At 70.9% G+C, this 19,427-nt stretch carries 21 protein-coding genes and 1 tRNA gene; 13 read left to right on the top strand and 9 right to left on the bottom strand.

The window, feature by feature from the left end; all coding sequences use genetic code 11:
- Positions 1–71 precede the first annotated feature (71 nt).
- Positions 72–995 (top strand): alpha/beta hydrolase, encoded by a 924-nt coding sequence (locus TBR22_RS14990; protein WP_239488651.1) that lies wholly within the window; start codon positions 72–74, stop codon positions 993–995.
- A 94-nt stretch (positions 996–1,089) separates the two neighbouring features.
- Here TBR22_RS14990 and TBR22_RS14985 read toward each other — a convergent pair whose 3' ends face one another.
- Together TBR22_RS14985 and TBR22_RS14980 are read right to left on the bottom strand one after the other, a co-directional pair.
- Complete coding sequence (locus TBR22_RS14985) at positions 1,090–2,460, bottom strand: cell wall metabolism sensor histidine kinase WalK (protein ID WP_239488650.1); 1,371 nt, start codon at positions 2,458–2,460, stop codon at positions 1,090–1,092.
- Positions 2,457–3,146: a response regulator transcription factor gene (locus TBR22_RS14980; protein ID WP_239488649.1), complete on the bottom strand. Its 690-nt coding sequence runs from the start codon at positions 3,144–3,146 to the stop codon at positions 2,457–2,459. The genes TBR22_RS14985 and TBR22_RS14980 overlap by 4 nt, the downstream gene beginning before the upstream one ends.
- Positions 3,147–3,237: 91 nt before the next feature.
- Here TBR22_RS14980 and TBR22_RS14975 point away from each other — a divergent pair, with 91 nt between their 5' ends.
- The 3 genes from TBR22_RS14975 to TBR22_RS14965 are packed head-to-tail and all read left to right on the top strand — an operon-like array spanning position 3,238 to position 5,080.
- On the top strand, positions 3,238–3,990 hold the full coding sequence (locus TBR22_RS14975) for a YHYH protein (protein WP_239488648.1): 753 nt from the start codon (positions 3,238–3,240) through the stop codon (positions 3,988–3,990).
- Positions 3,987–4,418 (top strand): toxin-antitoxin system YwqK family antitoxin, encoded by a 432-nt coding sequence (locus TBR22_RS14970; protein WP_239488647.1) that lies wholly within the window; start codon positions 3,987–3,989, stop codon positions 4,416–4,418. Before TBR22_RS14975 ends, TBR22_RS14970 begins: the two co-directional genes overlap by 4 nt.
- Positions 4,415–5,080: an SCO family protein gene (locus tag TBR22_RS14965; RefSeq protein WP_239488646.1), complete on the top strand. Its 666-nt coding sequence runs from the start codon at positions 4,415–4,417 to the stop codon at positions 5,078–5,080. Before TBR22_RS14970 ends, TBR22_RS14965 begins: the two co-directional genes overlap by 4 nt.
- Here the strand turns inward: TBR22_RS14965 and TBR22_RS14960 are convergent.
- Both TBR22_RS14960 and TBR22_RS14955 read right to left on the bottom strand, forming a co-directional pair.
- Complete coding sequence (locus TBR22_RS14960) at positions 5,077–6,030, bottom strand: L-threonylcarbamoyladenylate synthase (protein ID WP_239488645.1); 954 nt, start codon at positions 6,028–6,030, stop codon at positions 5,077–5,079. The two genes, TBR22_RS14965 and TBR22_RS14960, sit on opposite strands and share 4 nt — an antisense overlap.
- Before the next feature lie 49 nt (positions 6,031–6,079).
- Positions 6,080–7,639 carry an FAD-dependent oxidoreductase gene (locus TBR22_RS14955; protein WP_239488644.1) on the bottom strand — a complete coding sequence of 520 codons (1,560 nt, stop codon included), beginning with the start codon at positions 7,637–7,639 and terminating at the stop codon, positions 6,080–6,082.
- 87 nt (positions 7,640–7,726) lie between these two features.
- Between TBR22_RS14955 and TBR22_RS14950 the strand changes: the two genes are divergently transcribed.
- Positions 7,727–8,707: a hypothetical protein gene (locus tag TBR22_RS14950; RefSeq protein WP_239488643.1), complete on the top strand. Its 981-nt coding sequence runs from the start codon at positions 7,727–7,729 to the stop codon at positions 8,705–8,707.
- 9 nt (positions 8,708–8,716) lie between these two features.
- Here TBR22_RS14950 and TBR22_RS14945 read toward each other — a convergent pair whose 3' ends face one another.
- On the bottom strand, positions 8,717–10,120 hold the full coding sequence (locus TBR22_RS14945) for a Gfo/Idh/MocA family protein (protein WP_239488642.1): 1,404 nt from the start codon (positions 10,118–10,120) through the stop codon (positions 8,717–8,719).
- A 156-nt stretch (positions 10,121–10,276) separates the two neighbouring features.
- Here TBR22_RS14945 and TBR22_RS14940 point away from each other — a divergent pair, with 156 nt between their 5' ends.
- On the top strand, positions 10,277–10,786 hold the full coding sequence (locus tag TBR22_RS14940; protein WP_239488641.1) for a hypothetical protein: 510 nt from the start codon (positions 10,277–10,279) through the stop codon (positions 10,784–10,786).
- Between the two features lie 105 nt (positions 10,787–10,891).
- Here the strand turns inward: TBR22_RS14940 and TBR22_RS14935 are convergent, their stop codons facing one another.
- The gene (locus TBR22_RS14935; RefSeq protein WP_239488640.1) at positions 10,892–11,479 is read right to left on the bottom strand and encodes a hypothetical protein; all 588 of its coding nucleotides are present in this window, start codon (positions 11,477–11,479) and stop codon (positions 10,892–10,894) included.
- 34 nt (positions 11,480–11,513) lie between these two features.
- Positions 11,514–12,392: an alpha/beta hydrolase gene (locus TBR22_RS14930; protein ID WP_239488639.1), complete on the bottom strand. Its 879-nt coding sequence runs from the start codon at positions 12,390–12,392 to the stop codon at positions 11,514–11,516.
- Between the two features lie 87 nt (positions 12,393–12,479).
- Here TBR22_RS14930 and TBR22_RS14925 point away from each other — a divergent pair, with 87 nt between their 5' ends.
- The 6 genes from TBR22_RS14925 to TBR22_RS14900 all read left to right on the top strand — a co-directional run bounded on the left by TBR22_RS14925 (position 12,480) and on the right by TBR22_RS14900 (position 18,181).
- Positions 12,480–13,751, top strand: coding sequence for a hypothetical protein (locus tag TBR22_RS14925; protein ID WP_239488638.1), 1,272 nt, complete (start codon positions 12,480–12,482; stop codon positions 13,749–13,751).
- Between the two features lie 143 nt (positions 13,752–13,894).
- A complete protein-coding gene (locus TBR22_RS14920) occupies positions 13,895–14,809 on the top strand; it encodes a sulfite exporter TauE/SafE family protein (protein ID WP_239488637.1) in 915 nt (304 codons plus the stop codon).
- Between the two features lie 107 nt (positions 14,810–14,916).
- On the top strand, positions 14,917–15,624 hold the full coding sequence (locus TBR22_RS14915) for a hypothetical protein (protein ID WP_239488636.1): 708 nt from the start codon (positions 14,917–14,919) through the stop codon (positions 15,622–15,624).
- Entirely contained in the window at positions 15,624–16,022 is a 399-nt protein-coding gene (locus TBR22_RS14910) for a hypothetical protein (protein ID WP_239488635.1), read from the top strand. Before TBR22_RS14915 ends, TBR22_RS14910 begins: the two co-directional genes overlap by 1 nt.
- Positions 16,023–16,275: 253 nt before the next feature.
- Positions 16,276–17,082 carry a S8 family serine peptidase gene (locus tag TBR22_RS14905; RefSeq protein WP_239488634.1) on the top strand — a complete coding sequence of 269 codons (807 nt, stop codon included), beginning with the start codon at positions 16,276–16,278 and terminating at the stop codon, positions 17,080–17,082.
- Between the two features lie 46 nt (positions 17,083–17,128).
- Positions 17,129–18,181 (top strand): hypothetical protein, encoded by a 1,053-nt coding sequence (locus tag TBR22_RS14900; protein WP_239488633.1) that lies wholly within the window; start codon positions 17,129–17,131, stop codon positions 18,179–18,181.
- Between the two features lie 226 nt (positions 18,182–18,407).
- Here TBR22_RS14900 and TBR22_RS14895 read toward each other — a convergent pair.
- Both TBR22_RS14895 and TBR22_RS14890 read right to left on the bottom strand, forming a co-directional pair.
- A tRNA-Met gene (locus tag TBR22_RS14895) sits at positions 18,408–18,484 on the bottom strand.
- 84 nt (positions 18,485–18,568) lie between these two features.
- The gene (locus TBR22_RS14890) at positions 18,569–18,973 is read right to left on the bottom strand and encodes a septum formation initiator family protein (protein ID WP_239488632.1); all 405 of its coding nucleotides are present in this window, start codon (positions 18,971–18,973) and stop codon (positions 18,569–18,571) included.
- Between the two features lie 8 nt (positions 18,974–18,981).
- Here TBR22_RS14890 and cutA point away from each other — a divergent pair, with 8 nt between their 5' ends.
- A complete protein-coding gene (gene cutA / locus TBR22_RS14885; RefSeq protein WP_239488631.1) occupies positions 18,982–19,362 on the top strand; it encodes a divalent-cation tolerance protein CutA in 381 nt (126 codons plus the stop codon).
- The last annotated feature ends 65 nt before the right edge of the window (positions 19,363–19,427 follow it).

Genomic DNA, 19,427 nt, shown 5'->3' with positions numbered 1-19,427 from the left:
GATGCGGACACTTCGTTCGGGAGCGGACGGTTTCGAACGCGGGAGCGTCGCGACTCGTCTTGGCCGCCATGATGAACTGGCTGACTCCCTGCCTCCTGTTGGCGCTCGTCGCCTGCCCCGCCGTGGCGCGCGAGGACGCGCCCTTCGATTACGACCCGTCGGCCGCCCTGCGGCTCCAATCCGCGCTGGTGCGGGAGGCCGAGGGCATCCGTACCTATGCCATCAGCTTCGACAGCCCTCGCGGCGGACGGGTGACGGGGAAGCTGTTCGTGCCGCCGGTTCCCGCCGGGCAGCGCCTCGCGGGCGTGGTGATGGCGCATGGTGCCCCCGGCAGCACGGAGCACATGGACCCACGCGCGCTGTTCGTGGCGCGCAAGGGCGCGGTCGTGATCGGCATCGACGCGGCGTTCGCGCGACGCGATCCTCGCGATCCGATCAGCTTCACGCCGCGAGATGCCGAGGAGCAGATTCAGACGATCGTGGACATGCGACGCGCGATCGATGTGCTGGTGGCGCGCCCCGACGTCGACCCGACCCGGATCGGCTTCATCGGCGGCAGTTACGGGGCGGCCATGGGCGGCATCCTCGCCGGGGTCGAGCCGCGCGTGCGCGCCTTCGTGCTGGCCGTGGGCGACGCGGGCTTCATCGCGCACTTCACGGCCTCAGGCGGAGGGTGGCTGCCGCCGGTCAGCGAACTGCCTGCCCTGCAACGCGAGGCCTGGCTGGCCGCGATGCGGCCAATCTCCGGCGAGGTGTTCTTTCCGCGCGCCGACGGGGCCCGGGTGCTGCTCCAGAACGGCCGGCTCGACGAGGCCGTGCTGCCGCACGTCGCCGCCGCGTTCCACGCGATCGCACCCGAGGGCACCGAGAAGCGCTGGTACGACGCCGGACATCGGCTGCCGCCGTCGCACTTTGCCGATCAGCTCGAGTTCCTGCACCGCCGCATCGGCACCGCCGCGCCGACGAAGGAAGATCTGGCGGGACCCTACAGGTGAATGCCGGGAATGCAGGGAATGCCGAGAATTCCGAGAATGCCGGAAGGGAGAAGGGAGAAGGGAGAAGGGAAGGAAGGGGAGGCCGGGACGGCGGTCACGCGTCGAGCGATCCGGTGATCGTCACGCGAAGACCGCCGTCGATCGGATGATCGAAGGCGAGCGTGAGGTCGAGCAGGCGCGCGGCGTCGGCGACGATCGCGAGGCCCAGGCCCTGCCCGTCCGGGCGCCGCGTGCGCGCGTCGGCGCCGCGTGAACGCGCCGTGAGCAGGGCGTCGAGGTCGTCGGCCGGGATGCCCGGGCCATCGTCGAGCACGGTGAGCGTGTAGCGGGCACGATCGCAATCGAGCACCACGGCCACGTGCCCGCCCGGGCGGTTGTACTGGATCGCGTTGTCAACGAGGTTGCCGAGCGCCTGCTCGAGCAGGGTGAGGTCGGTGATCGTCGTGACCGCTTCGGCAGGGACGCCGTGCTGCAACGTCACCTCACGGGCCCGCGCCAGGACGCCCAGGCGCACCACGACGCGCTCGACGAGCCCGACGAGGTCGACCGGGTGTCGCTCGACGGCCCGCGCGCCGTCGAGTCTCGCTGCGGCGCCGAGGTTGCGCAGCAGCGAGCCGAGATAGTGCGCCTCCTCCACGGCGTGCCTGACGCGTCGACGGGCCTGGTCGCCCAGGGCGGCGTCCGACTCCAGCGCGGCGAGATGTCCCTGCAGCGCGCTCAACGGGACCGCGATGTCGTGGGTCGTGTTGGCCACGAACTCGCGCAGTGTCTCGCCCCGTGCCTCGACGTCGAGCAGGTGAGCCCGGACACTCGCGCCCGCCGCGTTGAAGGCCGCGGCCAGGTCGGTGATCTCGTCGGTCCGGCCGCCCATGACAATGGGAGCGGCGTAGCGTCGTTGGGCCGAGGCATGGACCGCCGCCGTCAGGGCCTTCAGCCGTGTGAGCACCGGACCGGCGGCCAGCCACGTCGCGCCGAGGACACCCACCAGACTGACGGCGAGGGCTGCCAGCTGATCGCGCCTGACGCCCGGCCGCGGGCGCAGTCGGGCGACCGCGAACGCGCAGCGACGTCCGGTGGGGGCCGGGAAGGCGAGTGCGATGCCGGCGCCGGCGGGTGTCGGCCAGGTGCCCGACCACGTGCGGCCGGCTGCGAGGGCGTCGCGTTGGTCGTCCGTCAGCGCCGGAGCACTCGCGGCCAGAGGCGTGAACCGCGCATCGTAGCCGAGGAACTCCACGGCGGCGGGCCCCGGGGGGCCGCCAGGCGGCGCTGGCGGCGGCGCATCCTCGGGGCGGACACGCCCGCTCCCGCACACGTCTCCGCCGTCCTGCAGGCGCAGGCTGACCAGTCGCTGCACGGTGTCTTCCATGCCGCGGTGGCGCGCCCGGTCGGCGACGACGGTGAGCAACGCCGCCAGCGGGACCAGCACGCCCAGGCTCGTCACGGCCAGGCGGGTGCGGAGCGTCACGGCGCTGGCTCCGCAAGCCGGTAGCCGACGCCCCAGACCGTGCCGACGAGACGCCCGGCGGCACCCAGCTTCTTGCGCAGCCGCGACACGTGCACGTCCAGCGTGCGCTCGTCGCCGTCGCGTTCCGGATCCAGGGCCGACTGGACGAGGGCGGCGCGCGACACGGCGGCCCCGGGGCGCCGCGCCAGCGCGGCGAGGATGGCGAACTCCGCGCGCGTCAGGTCGACCGGGGTGCCCTCGACGGTGACGCGCCGCGTGTCGGGATCGACGCGTAGCGGTCCGAAGTCGATGGCGCGGCCGGCGTCGGCGAGGGCCGGGCGGCGGAGCCGGGCCCGCACGCGCGCGAGCAGTTCCTCCGGCCAGAACGGCTTGGCGAGGTAGTCGTCGGCGCCGAGCTCGAAGGCGCGCACCTTGTCGCGGGTGTCCTGCCGCGCGCTGAGCACCAGCACGGGCACCGGGTGGGCCCGCTCGCGAATCCGCTTGAGCACGTCGAGTCCGTGCGCCCCCGGCAGCATCAGGTCGAGCACCACGAGGCTGGCCGCGCCCAGGTCGTCGTCCTCCACGGCGTCGCCGCGCGTCCGCCACGTCACGTCGAAGCCGGCCGCCGCCAGGTTGTCGGCGACCTGCCGGCCCAGTCGGTCGTCGTCTTCCACGAGGAGGATGCGGGCGCGCACGGCGAGACTCACGATGGCGTCACCACCTTACGCAAATCTGAAGGTCCGCGCTTCAGGATTCCGCAAGGCGCCGCCCGTATGGTCCTGGCATGGAGGCACGCACATGCGATTGATTGGCATCACGGCCCTGGTGGTCCTGGCCACCGCCTGCAACTCGGGCTCCCCCACGGCGCCCACCACGTCGACGACGGCGAGCGCCTCGACGAGCGCCACCCCGGTCGCCGCCGGCGTCGACACACGCGGCATCTACGCGCAGTTCCAGTCGGCCGTCACGGTCGCGCAGTCGGGCACCACGGTCAGCCTGCGCTCCAACGGCGTGCCCGACCACGTGAGCCCCTACTGGGGTCGCGGGCACGCCATGTACGAGGCGCCGCACGCCGGCATGGTGATGGCCCCCAACCAGATCGCCACGCAGTCGCTGTCCATGCAGGTGGCTGCCTCGCCGGCCGTCGGCACCGCCTCGGACACACCCCTGGGCCCCATCGGCATCGCCGTCAACGGCGTGGCCATCTTCAACCAGTACGCGGCGGGGCGTTCGCCGCTCGCGCAGGAGATCCTGACGTTCGATCGGTTCAACGGCCACCCGCAGCAGACCGGCCAGTACCACTACCACGTCGAACCCCTCTGGCTCACGTCCAACCGCGGCGCCGACAGCCTGATCGGCGTGCTGCTCGATGGCTTCCCGGTGTACGGGCCTCGCGACCAGGACGGGTCGGTGCCGTCGGCGCTCGACAGCTGCAACGGACACACGCACGCGACGCGCGAGGTGCCGGCAGGCATCTACCACTATCACGTGGTGTCGGCCCCACCGTACATCTCGGGCTGCTTCCGCGGCGCCGCCGGGAGGCTGGGGTGATCGCGCGGAGCCTGCTGCTGGTGACCCTGGTCGTCCTGTCCCTCGAAACGCCCCCGGCACCGGCCCTCGGGGAGGTGGAGACCAGGTATGCCGACGGCACGCTGGCCTCGCGCGAGACCCTGAAGGGCGGCGTGCGCGAGGGCGTGGCACGCACCTGGTGGCCGAACGGACGGCTGCGCTCGCAGTCGACTCACCGCAACGGCGCGTACCACGGCGAGTACCGCACGTGGCGCAGCAATGGGCAGCCCTACGAGCTCCGGCACTACGTCGATGGCCGGGAGGAGGGCGTGCAGCAGTCCTGGGACGAGCAGGGACGGCTCTATCTCAATTACGAAGTGCGTGCCGGGCGACGGTACGGGTTCGTCAATGCCTACCCGTGCGCGCCGGGCACGATGACGGGAGCACCGGTCGCGAGGCCTCGATCATGACGACCAGAGGATTCGCAGCCCTCGCCATCGGCACGGCCGTGATCGCCGCACTGGTCCTGCCGGTTCACGGTGGGCCACCGCCGGCCGTCGATGCGCCGCTGCCGTACTACGACGAGGCGACCTTCACCCCGCACTGGTCGCCGGTGGCGCACCGGGTCGGGCCCTTCCGCCTGCAGGCACACACCGGCGCGCCGTTCACCGACGATGACGTGCGGGGGCAGGTGCACGTCGTGAGCTTCCTGTATACGCAGTGTCCCAACATCTGCCCGCGACTGATGGGCAGCCTGCGCACCGTCGCGGACCGCACGCGTGGCACGGGCCTGCGCGTCGTCGCGTACTCGGTGACGCCAGAAACGGACACGCCGGCGATCCTTGCCGCGTTCGCGTCCCGCAACCGCGCTGATGCCGACACGTGGACGTTCGTGACTGGCGCGCGCACCGAGATCTCGCGACTCGCGCGCGACCGCTACTTCGCGATGGACGCGCGTTCGCCGTCAGGAGAGGACGGCGCGCCACTGGTGCACTCGGAGAAGCTGCTCCTGGTCGACGGCGGCGGGCGCATCCGCGGGATCTACAACGGACTGCAGCCCGCGGAGCTGGATCACCTCGTCGAGGACGCGGCACTGCTGACGGGCGCGGGGGGCGATCGTCCACCGGGCTAACGGGCGGCCGCTCGCCGCAGGCGGTCGTGCACGGCCTGCCAGGCCGCACCGGCAGGCGGCTGCGCGACGAGGATGACGTCGGCTCCGGTGGCATCGAGTGCACGCAGATGCGCGTACAGTCGTCGACCGAACGCGTGCGCATCGGCATCGGCGTCGATTCCGGCGCTGACGCCCGAGAGAGCGCCCGCACCGGGAGCGAGGACGGCCACCTGCTCGCCGCGCGTCCTGTGCGCGTCGATGGCGCCGGCCAGCGATCCGGGCTCGACGATCTCGACGGGCGTCCGCGGTGCGTAGTGGGAGACGACGCTGCCAGGCACGCGCGGCACCTCGCCGGAGACCTCGCCGAGTCCACCCGCTGCGGACGCAATCTCCTCGGCCGTGATGCGCCCTGGCCTCAGTACCCGCGGCAGGTCGGTGGTGCAGTCGACGATGGTCGACTCCAGGCCGACGTCGCAGGGGCCGCCATCGAGCACGAGGGCGACTTCCTCGCCGAGATCGGCGCGCACGTGCGCGGCGGTGGTCGGGCTGACGCGGCCGTAACGATTGGCCGACGGCGCGGCGAGTCCGCCGTCGAAGGCCTGCAGCACGGCCTGCGCGACCGGGTGCGCGGGGACACGCAGCGCCACCGTGTCCTGCCCGCCGGTCACCTGGGGCAGCACGTGATCGGCCTTGGGAAGCACCAGGGTGAGGGGGCCGGGCCAGAAGCGGTGCGCCAGTGCGGCAGCCGCCGCTGTCCAGGTGCGGGTCCACGTGCGCGCCGCGTCGGCGTCGCGCACATGGACGATCACCGGGTGCGTGGCCGGTCGTCCCTTGATGGCGAAGATGCGGGCGACGGCTGCAGGATTGGAGGCGTCGCCGGCGAGCCCGTAGACCGTTTCGGTCGGCAGCCCGACGACGTGGCCGGCACGAAGGGCCGTGACGGCCGCGTGGATGTCCTCGGCGCGGACCATCGTTCGATGATACCCGGGTGGGACGAACCGGCCCGTGGGCCGGTCCGCGTCACACCAGGCCCTTCTTCACGTCGGCCAGGATGGCATTTGCGGCGGCGAGGCCCGAGAGGCAGGCGCCTTCCATGAAGCCCTGCCAGGAGTAGAACGAGTCGGTGTGCTCGCCTGCGAAGTGCAGGTGTCCCGCGCGCTGGCCCTCGTAGCCGGCGACGGTCGTGAACTGCCCGGGCCTGTAGCAGGTGTAGGAGCCCAGGGCCCACGGCGAGGTCGGCCACGGCGCGAGTGCCGCGCGGTACGCACGACCGTCGCGCGAGGCCGCTGCCGCCACCCCGGGCCACACGGTGTCGAGGTCGCCCAGCCATGCGCTGACCTGCGACTGGAGCCGGTCCACGCGCAGTTGCGCGCCACGAGGGCCGGAGGCGAAGTCGGTGAGGATCGCGCCGGCGCCGTGACGCGTCGGGTTGGTTTCCCACACCTGCTGCACGTTGGCCAGGTCGGTGTAGGCCGAGCCGTTGCCACCGTACTGCGTTGACCAGGGCGCGGAACCGAAGCCGACCATCGTCTTGGCGTTGGTGCCGTAGCCGAGGGTGTCGATGGCGTGCCGCTTCCCGTTCGACAGGCCCAGCGACGGATCGAGGTCGAGCGTGCGCAGGACGGAGAAGGGCAGCGTCACCACCACGACGTCGGCCGTGACCGGGGCGCCGCTCGCGAACCGGAGCTCGTAGTCGCCGAAGGCCGTGCGGCGCAGTCCTCGCAGGGCGCGCCCGTACTCGACGACGCCGCTGAAATCGGCCAGCAGTCCCTGGGCGATCCGGTCGTTGCCGTCGACCACGTGATAGCGCTCGTCGCTGAACACGCCCCAGGGTTGCCAATAGGAGCGGCGGTCGGCGTGGATGAACAGCAGCAGGTTCAGGCACGACTGCTGGCTCGCCGGCAGCCCGTACTCGCCCTCGTACGCGATGGTGATCAGCGCGCGGATCAGCGGCAGGTCCGCCGCCCGCGTCGCCAGGTAGGTGGCCAGGTCGGTGTTGTCGAGCGCGACGTCACCCGGCGTCGAGCTGAAGGCGGTCGGCGCTCCCGACGACGTCTTCATGTCCTCGCGCATCCGCGGCGCGAGCACACGGTACTCGGCGATGACCTCGTCCTCGGTGTAGTGCGTGCCGCCGAAGAAGAAGGTCTCCTCGCCGGGTTGCTTGCCCATGTCCTCCAGCGCCAGGCCGAACCGGTTGGCCAGGCCGAGCATGGTCTTGTGCTGCGTGTCGATCAACTCGCCGCCGAGCTCGGCGACCTGGCCGGGGAAGAAGCCCCGGAGGGATCGACATCGACCGCCGACGCGAGCCTGTCCCTCGTACACCACCGGCACGATGCCGCCCGACTGCAGGCGATCGGCGCAGAGCAGGCCCGCCAATCCGGCGCCGACGATGGCGACGCGTGGCGCCCCGGCCGCGCTCACCCGACCGCCGGCGGCAACAGCCGCCAGGGCCGCCGTATGCGCGAGGAAGGCACGGCGCGACGGTGACGGCGGGGTGACCGCGGGAGCCTGTGGCGTGGTGGGGGCGGCGGCGCGCATGACGCGCGCCAGGCGATTGAAGAGGGGGCTGCGTCCGGGCATGAGTTCGACAAGGGTAACGTCAGGGCCGGGCGCGACCGAACGGCCGCTCGCCGCCGGAGTGGCCGTGCCCGAGGGTAAGATGCGGCCATGCGCAGAACCGTGATCGGGCTGGTGGTGGCCCTGGCGGTCGCCTCGGCGATGCCAGCGCGTGCGGAGGTGACGGTGCAGCGGGTGGCGTGCCCCGGACAGGGACAGTGCGTGCGGATGACCAACGGAACGGTGGAGGTGCTGCTGGCCACCGAGATCGGCCCGCGCATCCTGCGCTACGGCTTCGTGGGAGGCGACAACCTCCTGGGCTGGGTGCCCGAGACGACGGTCAAGACGGCACTCGGCGACTGGAAGCCGTGGGGCGGGCACCGGCTGTGGGCCGGGCCCGAGCACATGCCCCGCAGCTACTCGCCCGACAACGCGCCGGTCGACGTCAAGGTCGAGGGCCGCACCGCCACGCTCACGCAGGACGTGGAGCCCCGGACCGGACTGCGCAAGGTGATGACGGTGACGCTGGCCGAGACCGGCTCGGGCGTGACCGTCGGCCACCGCCTCGAGAACACGTCGTTGTGGGACATCCAGGTCGCGCCCTGGGCGCTGACGATCATGAACGGCGGCGGCACGGTGATCCTGCCGCAGGAGCCGTATGCCAGCCACGACGACGCGCTGTTGCCGGTGCGGCAGGTGACGTTGTGGGCGTACACGGACCTGTCGGACCCGCGTTGGCAGATCGGGCCGAAGTTCCTGCGGCTGCACAACGACGCGGCGCGCCAGGGTTCCCAGAAGATCGGGATTGCCAACCACCAGAACTGGGCGGCGTACCACCGGGCCGGGCAGCTGTTCGTCAAGCGTTACGACTGGAAGGACGGGGCGACCTACCCTGACGGCGGCGTCAACACCGAGACCTACACCGCCGGCGCCTTCATCGAGCTCGAGACGCTCGGCGTGCTCGCCTCGCTGCCGCCGGGCGGATCGGCGGCGCACGAGGAGCGGTGGTTCCTGTTCAGGGACGTCGCGCAGCCGAAGGCCGACGACGATCTGGCGCGCGTGCTGGCGCCGTTGCTCGCCAGCACGCACTGAAGAGCCCCGCTACACCTGCGACGGCACTTCGAAGCCCTGGCGGTAGGCGGGGCGCCTCAACAGGGCGTCGGCGGCCGGCGCGCCGACGAACTGCTCCTTCGCGCCGTCGAACCGCAGCGCCTGCTCGGTGCGGTACGAGATGTTGGCCAGGTGGCACAGCGATGTCGACAGGTGCCCCTCGTGGATGTCGGCGTGCAGCTCGGCCTTGCGGTTCGCGCGCAGGGCCTCGATGAAATTGGCCCAGTGGTTGCCGTCGGGCGTGTCCGGCTTCGACCCGGCGATGGGCTCGCGGCTGCGTCCCTTGAACGCCCGCCAGGTGCCGCCGCTGATCTCCAGCCACCCGTCCTCGCCGAAGAACAGGTTGCCCACCTCCTGGCCCTGGCTGCCCTCGTGATTGGTGTAGCGGCCGCGCGTCTCCATCTCGAGCAGCGTGCCGTCGGCGTACTTGTAGGTCGCCGTCTGCGTGTTCGGCGTCTCCTGCGTGGTGCGATCGTGCCCGTAGGCCTCGACGTCGCCGTACACGCGTCTCCCCGGCGTCTGCGTCGCATCGTCGGTGCGGAAGCCGTAGATGCCGCCGGCCGAGTACACCGTCACCGGGTGCTCGTCCTTGCGCAGGCCCCAGCGCGCGATGTCGAGCTGGTGCGGTCCGGTGTTGCCCGTGTCGCCGTTGCCGGTGTTCCAGTACCAGTGCCAGTTGTAGTGGGTGCGCTTCTCGGCGTAGGGCTGCCACGCGGCCGGCCCGACCCACATGTCGTAATGGAACTCCGCCGGCGTCGGTCCCTCCTTGGCGACGCCATAGGAGTCGCGCGCCTTGAAGCAGAGTGCGCGCGCCATGTAGAGCTTGCCGATGCCGCCGCCGTGCAGGAACGCGATCGCCTCACGCACCGCGATGCCCGATCGGTTGTTGAGGCCCACCTGCACGAACCGGTCGTACTTGCGGGCGGCCTCGATCATCCGCCGGCCTTCCCAGATGTTGTGGGAGGCGGGCTTCTCGACGTACACGTGCTTGCCCGCCTGCACCGCCCAGATCATCGCCAGCGCGTGCCAGTGGTTGGGCACGACGATCGAGACGGCGTCGATGGTCTTGTCCTCGAACACCTTGCGCAGGTCCCACTGCGTCGTCGGCGTGATGCCGGACTTGCCGGACACGAGGGACACCGCGGGAGCCCAGAGGCGCTCGTCGACGTCGCACACGGTGCGGACGGCGACGTTGTGGCTGTCCTTCAGGCCGCACCAGGCGTTCAGGTGCACGGTGCCCTGGTTGCGGACGCCGATCACCGCGAGGTTGATGCGGTCGTTGGCGCCCTGGATGGCGGCGTAGGACTTCGCGCTCGTGCCGAGGCTGGCGATGGTGGCGCCGGCCGTGCCGAGGAGGCCCTGCTTGATGAACTGGCGACGAGGTGTGTGGGTCATGGGGCGACGCGCGGGATGCGCGGACGCGCGGAGTATAGATCGCGGGCGCCCTCGGGTGGGCGTCGCCACTCGCCGTGACGGGAGAGGGCGACGCCGACCCGGGCGATGAGCCGATCTCGCGGCGCCCGTCGCATTCGGTGGTGAAGGAGTTCACCGATGCTGCCGCGCGCTGTCCTGCTGTCCCTCCTGCTCCTGCTGTGTCCGCGGCTGACCCACGCCCAGTCCGCTGCGTCGCTTCCCGCGCCGCCACCGGCGCTCCTCGTGAGCGGCGGCTACGTGGCCTTCGCCGACGACGGGCGGATCGACCACGGGATGGGCGGCCTCGGCCTGGAGTGGCGGGCGATGCCTCACCTGGCCGCTAGCGGCGATCTGTCGTACATGGTCGGGCCGGGGAGCGACAGAGACCTGCTGTTGGCAGCGACCGTTCGGGCGAGCGTGCTCCGGTGGAGTCGCCCCGTGGTGCCGTACGCGCTGGTTGCGGCCGGCGCGCTGTGGCACAGCGCGCGCGTGTTCGGTGCCGACTACTCCGACGTCGGCATGCTCTTGCAGGTCGGTGGGGGCGTCCGTATCGCTGCGGGACGGCGCGTCTTCATCGCGCCCGAGTTCGCCATCGGCGGCCCGCCGCACATCCGCGCGACGCTCACGGTGGGCGTCACGCTGCGGTGAACGCCCTCGTGGCAACGCCGATCAGGACTGCCCGTCACGGCGCGGCGCGCCGCGCCCGGACGTCAGCGTCAGGGACGCGACGCTCACGCGCCGGCGCCGGTCGCCTCACTTCGGCCGGGCGGGGCTGATCATGATGTGGGCGCCTGGCGTGCCGGGGAACATCAGCCATGGCGCCCCGGGTGCCGGGGTGAGCGGCAGTCCGGTGGACTCGGCCGTCGCGCCGGGCGTGTAGATCACCCAGCGGGTGTAGCTGTTGGTGACCGTGCCGGCCGCCGCGTCGAAGCCGGTGCCCTGGACGATCGTCAGCAGCGTCGGCACCGCCGGCATCTTCAGCGTCCCGGCCTCGATCTCCTTGTAGCGGACGTCGCCGGCGGGGCCGCGGCCCTTCGAGCCGGCCGACGCGAGTTCGCGCCCGCGTGCCATGAACGGCTCGAGGTCCTTGTGGTAGCAGGCGACGGAGAACTCGGCGACCCCGGGGTCGTCGGCCAGGCAGACCAGCGAGCCGGTCCCGCGGCGGAGCGTGGTGTGCTTGCCCTGTGCGTCGAAGCCGATGACGGTCGCCGTCGCGCGCTGGTCGGCGGGGGCGGCCTGCACGGCACCGGCGATCTGGACGTCGGGCGACGGGATGGTGGCCGGCGTGGCGGGCGCCTGCGCGCCGAGGGCGAGGGTGGCGAGGATTGCGGCAGCTGTCATGGGGTCTCCTTGCCGCGGAGCATACACGAGACGCTCACCGCTGGAGCGCCTTGTCGACGAACGCGAACAGCTCGCTGGTGACCGGGTCGCCTGGCGTCCCGATGTCGTCGTTGATCCTGCCGTGCGTCGTGTCGCGACCGCTGACGATCGTCGCGGTGACACCGGCCGCCTCGAGGGCCGCCTTCATGCGGCGCGCCTGCGCGCCGGTGTCGGCGTTCTCGCTCACGTGCACGATGAGGAAGGGCGGGATGGCCTTGCCGGCGGCCACGTGCGTGACCGGCGAGAAGTCGCGATGCCTGGCCGGGTCGTTGCCGAACTTCTGGCGATGTCCGAACGTCGGCAGCGGCAGGCCGTGCACGCGGGCGCGGGTTTCGGCGACCTCGATGATCGCCCGGATGTCGAACGTGTCGGCATCGACGGGCACGCACCCCTTGATGAACGCCAGCGACTGGCCGGCCGCCTTCAGGCGCCGGTCGTCGACGCACATCAGGGCCGCGAGCTGGCCGCCCGACGAGTGGCCCATCACCAGCACGCGCGACGGGTCTCCGCCGTACTCGGCGACGTGCGCGCGGACCCAGGCCAGGGCCGTATGCACGTCCGACACGACGTCCTCCATCGGCGACCCGGGCAACAGCCGGTGGTTGATCGACACGAACACGAAGCCGCGCTCGGTGAAGGCCTTCGGCTTGGAGGCCACCAGGCCCTTGTGGCCGGTCTGCCAACCCCCGCCGTGGATCCAGAAGACGACCGGCAGGCCCCTGGCGCCGGCCGGTGCATGGATGTCGAGCACCTGCCGCGGATGGCCGCCGGCCACGTACGGCACGTCCTGCGCCACGGTGATCTGCGCCGACGCAGGTGCAGACGGGCAGATCAGGGCGACGAGAAGCACGGTGAAGGCGATGAGGATGCGCACGGGCGCGGAGCATACCACTCGTGCCGGGCTTCGGGAGGGCACCGGGTCACTCGGCCCGCCAGGCGGGATGCCCTATGATCCCGGCCCATGACTGCTGGTGAGGCCCTCCCTCGTCGCGTGCTGCCGCCCCTGCGTCGCTGGCTGGAACTGCTGGTCACGGCCGGCCTCATCGCCGGTGGCGCCTGGTACGTGTGGGACTGGTGGCGCAACCGTGGGTCCGAGCTGAACATCTCCTGCTTCGCCTACCGCGACATCAATCGCAACGGCATCTACGACACGGCCGACCGACCCTACGCGGGCCTCGAGGTCGCGTTGTTCCGGCCGCGGGGCGATGCCGTGGGCGCGGTGTCGAACATCTCCGGGTTCACCAACTTCCCGATGTCGGCCACCAAGTGGGCGGCGCCGATCAACGAGCCGGGCGCCTACCGCATCGAGGCGCGCCCGCCCAAGGGATGGGTCGTCACCTCACGCAACGGCGAGCAGGAGTTCTCGTTCAAGAGGCTCGACGGCTCACCGGCAGGCCTGGTGGCCGAGCGCACGCTCATCCCCGTCGGCATCGCTCCTGAACTGACCATCTCGGGCAGCGTGGCGGTCGATGGGGCACCGGTGACCATCAGGGCGTTGTCGCCCAGCGGCGATCTCGAGTATCCGAAGGTCGAGGCCTCGGGCGCGTTCACGTTTCCGGCCGAGGCGGGCGAGTGGCAGCTCACGTTCTCGCAGCGGGCCGCGCAGGTGGTGCGCCGCGTGACCGTGCGTGACTACGCGGTCGTGCTCTCGCGGGTCGTCGTCGGGGCGACCGCGCCCCCGTCGCGGACCGAGTCCCGGGTGGTCGACTTCGACACGCTGACGCCATCCGACACGCTCTACGAGGTGCCGCGCGGCTACGCCGGCCTCGACTGGTACAACTGGGTCGCGACGCACCAGAAGATGTACAAGTCCGACGGCATGATCAACGGCACCACCTCGTCGGAGTACTTCGCCTACAACAGCTCGGGGCACCCGGCCACGATCTCCCGCGCGCAGCCCTTCGACCTGGCGGGCACGCACATCGGCGTGGCCTGGCCCAACGCCGAGCGCTTCGACATCGAGGTCCGCGCGTGGCGGGGCACCGATCTGGCCTACACCGACAGGCTGCGCGGCCGGGTGGCCGGCCCCGTGTACTTCGACGCCGACTATCGCGGGATCACGCGCATCGAGATGCGCTCGCTGGGGTACTGGCAGGTCGTGCTCGACGACCTCATGTATCGCATCGACCCGACAGCGCCGGCCGCGGACGGGCCGGCGCCGGCAGGCGCGTCGGCTCGCCCCAGTGCGCCACCTGCGACCGCGGCGTCACGTCCGGCCGCGGCCGGCTCTTGAGCCTGTGGCGCACGGCCACATCGGCCGTGCCGGTGGCGGCGGAAGGCTGACATACATTGCTCTCGCGGCAGCGAATGCCGATAAGCTGTGTGGCGCGGCGGCCGCCTGCAGGGTGAGCCGGCATGGGCAATCAATGGTGATGCATGGGTGAAATGGTCCTGTATGGGCTCGCGGGCTTTGCGGCGTCCCTGGTCGATGGCGCATTGGGCATGGGCTTTGGTCCGACGAGCTCGAGCATCCTGCTGAGCACCGGGCTTGCGCCCACGGCGGTGTCGGCGTCGGTCAACATCGCCAAGGTCGCCACGGGAGCCGTCGGTGCCATCTCGCACTGGCGATTCCGCAACCTCGACCGGGAACTCGTGCTCCGCCTGGCGATCCCCGGGTGCGTCGGGGCGCTGATTGGCGTCACCGTCCTTTCGAACGTCAAGGGCTCGACCATCCGGCCGTATCTCGCGATGCTCCTGACCCTGGTGGGCGTCCGGATCCTGCTGCGCTTCTCGCGCCCCCTGCCGCCGAAGGTCAAGGACACGGTGCCCATCGAGGGCTCGACCAAGCGAGAGCTGATCTACGACAAGCGCGGCGTGCGGACCGCCGGGTTCCTGGGCGGGATCACCAACGGGATGATCGGTGCGTGGGGACCGGTGGTCACGCCCTTCCTGCTGCACCGCGGCGTGCGTCCGCGCTTCGCGATCGGCTCGGTCAACACGGCCGAAATCGCTGTGGCGTCGACGGCGGCGTTCTCGCTGATCGCCGCGGTCGGCAGCGGCGGTTTCAAGCCTTCGGTCATTGTCCCGATGCTGCTCGGTGGAGTCGTGGCGGCCCCGGTGGCGGCCTGGGCGACGCGTCGCATCCCGGCCCGCCTGATGGGCGTGTCGGTGGCCGGCCTGCTGCTGCTGACCAATGCCAAGGAACTGATCGCCTGGGCGGGCCTGCGGTCCGCCGCCGCCATCTATGGCGTGTACGGCGTCATCCTCGTCGCCGTCCTCATCGCCGCCCTCCGTCCCCATCCCGCGCCGCCGGCCGAGCCCACCGCGAGCGACGCGTCCTCGCCCAACTGAACGCGTCCGGTTCGTTGCCGCGGCAACGCCCGCCGCGGCGTGGCGTGCCGTAGCGCCCTCTGCCCATCACGCCGGAAGCCACAGCACCGGCGGCGGTCGACGCCGACGTGGCGCCGCGGCGGCGCGCCCTTGCGGTCCTGCGAGGCATCGACCCTGCCGATGCGCGCCCGGTCGTCGGCCGCCACGGTCAAAGGATTGCCTGGGAGGAGCGGCAGGAGAAGCGCTCGGTCGTCCGGTTGAATGGCGTGGTGCAGGGCACTGCGCACGACGAGATCGCGGCGATCCGCTTCAGCGCCAGCGGCGAGCGCTTCGCCTACGCGGCCAGGGACGGCAAGGTGTGGCAATTCGTCGTGGATGGCACGGCGTCGGCGGCCTACGAGGCGGTCGGTGGCCTGCAGTTCAGCGAGGACGGCCACCGCGTGGCGTTCAGCGCGAAGAGGGACGGCAAATGGCTTGTCGTGGTGGACGGAGTGTCGGGTCGGCCCTACGACGAAGTGGGTGCACCGATGCTCAGCGCGGATGGCAGTCGCGTCATCTACCCGGCCAAGCGAAACAGGAAGTGGGTCGTCGTCGAGAACGGGCAGGAGCGCGGACCGGAGGCGGACAAGATCTGGCTGGGGGAGTACCACGTGGGGAGGTACGTCATCACCGGCATGTCGTGGGCGTTCCCTGAACCGCGCTCGGAGGCTGGAGCCACTCCGCAGCCGCATCGTTACGCATACTACGTGCAGGCCAAGGACGGCTGGGTGCCCCCCGATTCGGCGACAACGGCGCCGTGTCCTACGTGGGTGTGTCCGGTGACACGCTCGTCCTGATGGCCGATGATGCGCGCGTGAAAGAGGTTGCCTGGAAAGGCGCCGACTGCACCGCCCTCAGCCTGGCTGGTGAGCATGCCGTGTTCGTGGCGAGTGACGGCGACAGCACGTACCGCGTCTTCGTGGACGGGCGCCAGGTGGCCGAGCACACGGCTCGGCGTCTGGACAATGTCCGGACGTCGCTGAGCGGTGAGACCGTTCACGTCGCCTACGACCTCACGCAGCGTGATGCCAGCGGCAAGGCGACCTCGGTCGTCGCGGTCGACGGCGCGGCAGGACCGGTCTACGACGAGATCCTCTCCGCGGGGATTCCGACCATCTCCGTGGAAGGCACGGTCACCTACGTCGCGCGGCGCGGTCGGCAGTTCGTACGCGTGACTCAGGTGCCCGAGACCTAGACACCGGGCGCGACGGGCCCGGGTTCCGGCCGGAACCCGGGACGCCCTCCTGCTGGCCAGCGTGAGCATCGCGCGTCGTGCTCGATCACGAACTCGAGAGCGACCACCAGCGCTGGCGGCACGGGCGCGACGCGACATGTCGCACGTGACGCCTCACGACTACGGCTCTTCCTGACGCCACATCAGGTGGTGACCGATAGCCGCAGTGCACGTCTGCGCGGACGATCGGGGGTGGTGCGAGACCCGTCCGGCCATGCCAACGCCCATCACTGCGCGCACGTCCGCTTCGCTGGTCCTCGACCTGGCGACCTATCTGACTGAGTGCTATGCCGCAGTTCCGCTCGTCACCGCAGCCCTGGCAGGGCTCCGCGAGCCTCCTCGGCGCCGCGGTGCAGGACTGCACCTCGGACTGATCGAGACGGCGCTGGATCCACGACTGGCGGACCTGTGCGGCGCATCCCTCATCGTCGCCAACTTCGCGGGAACCACGCACCCGGCTCGTGCGCTCGTCGACCACGGCACGTACTCCGCGTCCTTGCTGGTCGGACAGGGGCGCCGACACGTGCTCGGGCTCGTCCCGCGCGCCCACCTGTCGGTCGTGCTGGTTGCCGAGGGCTCCGGCGTCGCGCGACCGTCGGTCGTGGCCAGGGCGATCGACTGGCTGTCCACGCGCACCACGCTGGTGGCCTTGCCGCTTGGCACCACGGCGTGGGACGACGAACTCGCCGCCGGTATCGACCGTGCACACGCGCGGGGCGTGCGGGTGTTCGCGGCAGCCGGCAACCTTCACCCTCAGCCCATCCTGTTCCCGGCGCGCCACGCCGGCGCCATCGCGGTAGCCGCACTCGATGGCGCGGGGCGCCTCAGTGCCGACGGCTGCCGCTGGCCTGCGCTCGACCTGACCGCACCCGGTGTCGGGATCCCGGGCGCCATCGACGACGACCGTGCCGAGTGGCGGAGCGGTTCCTCGGTTGCGTGCGTCGTGGCGGCCGGCCTCCAGTGCCTTTGCGCGTCGTCCCGGTCGCCGCCAGCGTGCGTACCTGTCACGGCGGCGACATGACGTCTCCGCCGCGTCGCATCATCACCCCGCCAGCAGGAGGCATGTCATGCCAGGCATCATCGCGTCCAATACCGTCGACCTGACCCACCCGAAGGTCCGCGCCGTCGCCAAGCGGGTGCTCCATACGTTCCTCATCGCATCGGAACGGGCCGTCGCCAGCGAAGCCGAGCCCGCCACCTACAAGATCCCGTCACAGGCCAACAGCGCGGAGCAGATCTTCCGCTCCCGGTTCCTCGCTCTCGAGCCGAGCGTGCGCCAGGCCGCAACCGCACGCGTGATGCCACTCGTGAAGGCACCGAAGTCGACACGCGAACAGCACTTCGGCGATCTCGGCGGCCTCGACCTCCGACTCGCGACGCCCATCGTGGACGTCGTGAAGAACCTGCCATTCCCGGCGACACTGAAGTTCCCGATCGGCGAACTTCACGGCCTGCACGTGCCGACGGACCTGCTGCACGTGGGGCTGGTGCCGCAGCAATCGCTGCATCATCTGGAGATGCGCATCCACAAGGTCCGCTGCGTGGACGAGTGCAACCCGGAATGGGCCGGCGACGACGAGATCGCGCTCGGAGGCTCCGACACCGACGAGACCGGAGACACGCGCAAGCTGTCGGAGTTCCGCGTCGGCAACAGCTTCGACGACGGTGATGAGAAGGTCTACTCGCCGCCGAAGGTCTTCACGTCGTTCAACATGCTCGAAGGGTCCGAGTGGCCCAAGAGCTACTTCGTGACGATGGTGCTCGCCGAGAAGGACATGGGAGGGCTGGGCGACTTCCTCAACAAGCTGGTCGATGCCGTGAAGGGGCACCTGCTGGAGGCGCTGACGACAGCGGTCGGCGGCGCAATCGGTTCCGCGCTCGGGCCGCTCGGCGCGATCATCGGCGCGGCGCTCGGCTGGGTCGTGGGCAGGATCTTCGAGTGGCTCAAGTCGTGGTGGAGCGACGACGTGTTCCCGCCCCAGACGGTCTCGGTGACCCTCGACTCGCTCGCCTCGCGGTGGAGCGGCGGCGCGACCGACAGCCCGCAGTACGTCGCTCGGTTCGCCGCGCACGGCGGCACCTACGACGTGACGTACGACTGGCGGCTTGCCGCCGCCTAGCGGCGTGACGGGCGGGGAAGTGGCCTCCGCCCGTCCACCCCATTCCAGGCCGGGCCGGTTCCCGTCACAGGGCGACCGGCCCGTCTTGCGCCGGCGTGCTGACGTGACGCGATGCCCACGGAATCGCGAGGCCAGCGCGGCATGCGGGTTTCCGGACCGTGGCTGGGCAATACCCGGAAACGACAAAAGCCACGATTGCTCGTGGCTTTCAGCGGCTGTCCTGTATTGGTTGCGGGGGCGGGATTTGAACCCGCGACCTTTGGGTTATGAGCCCAACGAGCTACCAGGCTGCTCCACCCCGCGTCACCGATGTCTGGAAGCGACGGGCGCTCCCGAACAACTTCACCACCTTAGCATGCACGCCGCGATCGGTCAAACGCATTCCCGTCAGCGGCGGGCGGCCGTCGGCGGTGTCGAGCTGCCGGGCGCGGCCTGCTCGGGCGTGTCGCGCAGGATGATCAGCAACTCGCCGTCCTTGATCAGCCCGAGTTCCTCGCGCGCGAGTTCCTCGACCGCCGATTCGTCCTCGCGCAATCGGCGGATGTCGTCGGTGAGCGCGGCGTTCTGCGCGTGCAGGTCGTCGATGGAGGTCTGCAGCGTGCTCAGCACCTCGCGCTGCTGCATGTTGGCAAACACGCCGCGATCCCCGAACACGCCGTCGACGATGGCGAGCACGAGTACGATCCCGAGCGCGCCCCGCACCAGGCGTCGGCGCATCGCCGACACGGCCTGCCCGCCGGTCGCGCGACGCGACGTGGGACGGGATCCGCGCAGGGGTTCAGGAGCAGACATTACGAGCCATGAGGACGATACAGGATTCCGGATCGGCAGACAACGACGGATCGCACGACTCGACCGACGATCAGGTGGTGATCGCGCTGACCACGTGGCCCGACGAGGACGATGCCGTTGCCGCGGTCGCGCGACGGCTCGTCGAGGGCGGCCTGGCGGCCTGTGTCACGCGCCTGCCGCGGCACCGCGTCACCTACCGCTGGCAGGGGGCAATCGAGGAAGCCGAGGAGCACCAGTGGGTGATCAAGACGACGCGTCACGCCCTGCCGGCGTTGTGGGAGGCCGTCCGTGCCGCGCACCCGTACGAGACGCCGGAGTGGCTGGTGCTCGACGTGGCCGGCGGCAGTGACGCCTACCTGCAGTGGGTGAGGGCCAACACGTCAATCTGAAATTGGAGAATGTGAAATTCTCGAGCGCGGGTCTGCGGCACCGCGCCTTCAAGGCCTCTCGAGCG

Source organism: Luteitalea sp. TBR-22 (assembly GCF_016865485.1).
GTDB lineage: Bacteria > Acidobacteriota > Vicinamibacteria > Vicinamibacterales > Vicinamibacteraceae > Luteitalea.
Note: the sequence above shows the minus strand (reverse complement) of the source record. Positions and strands in the feature narration are given on the sequence as shown.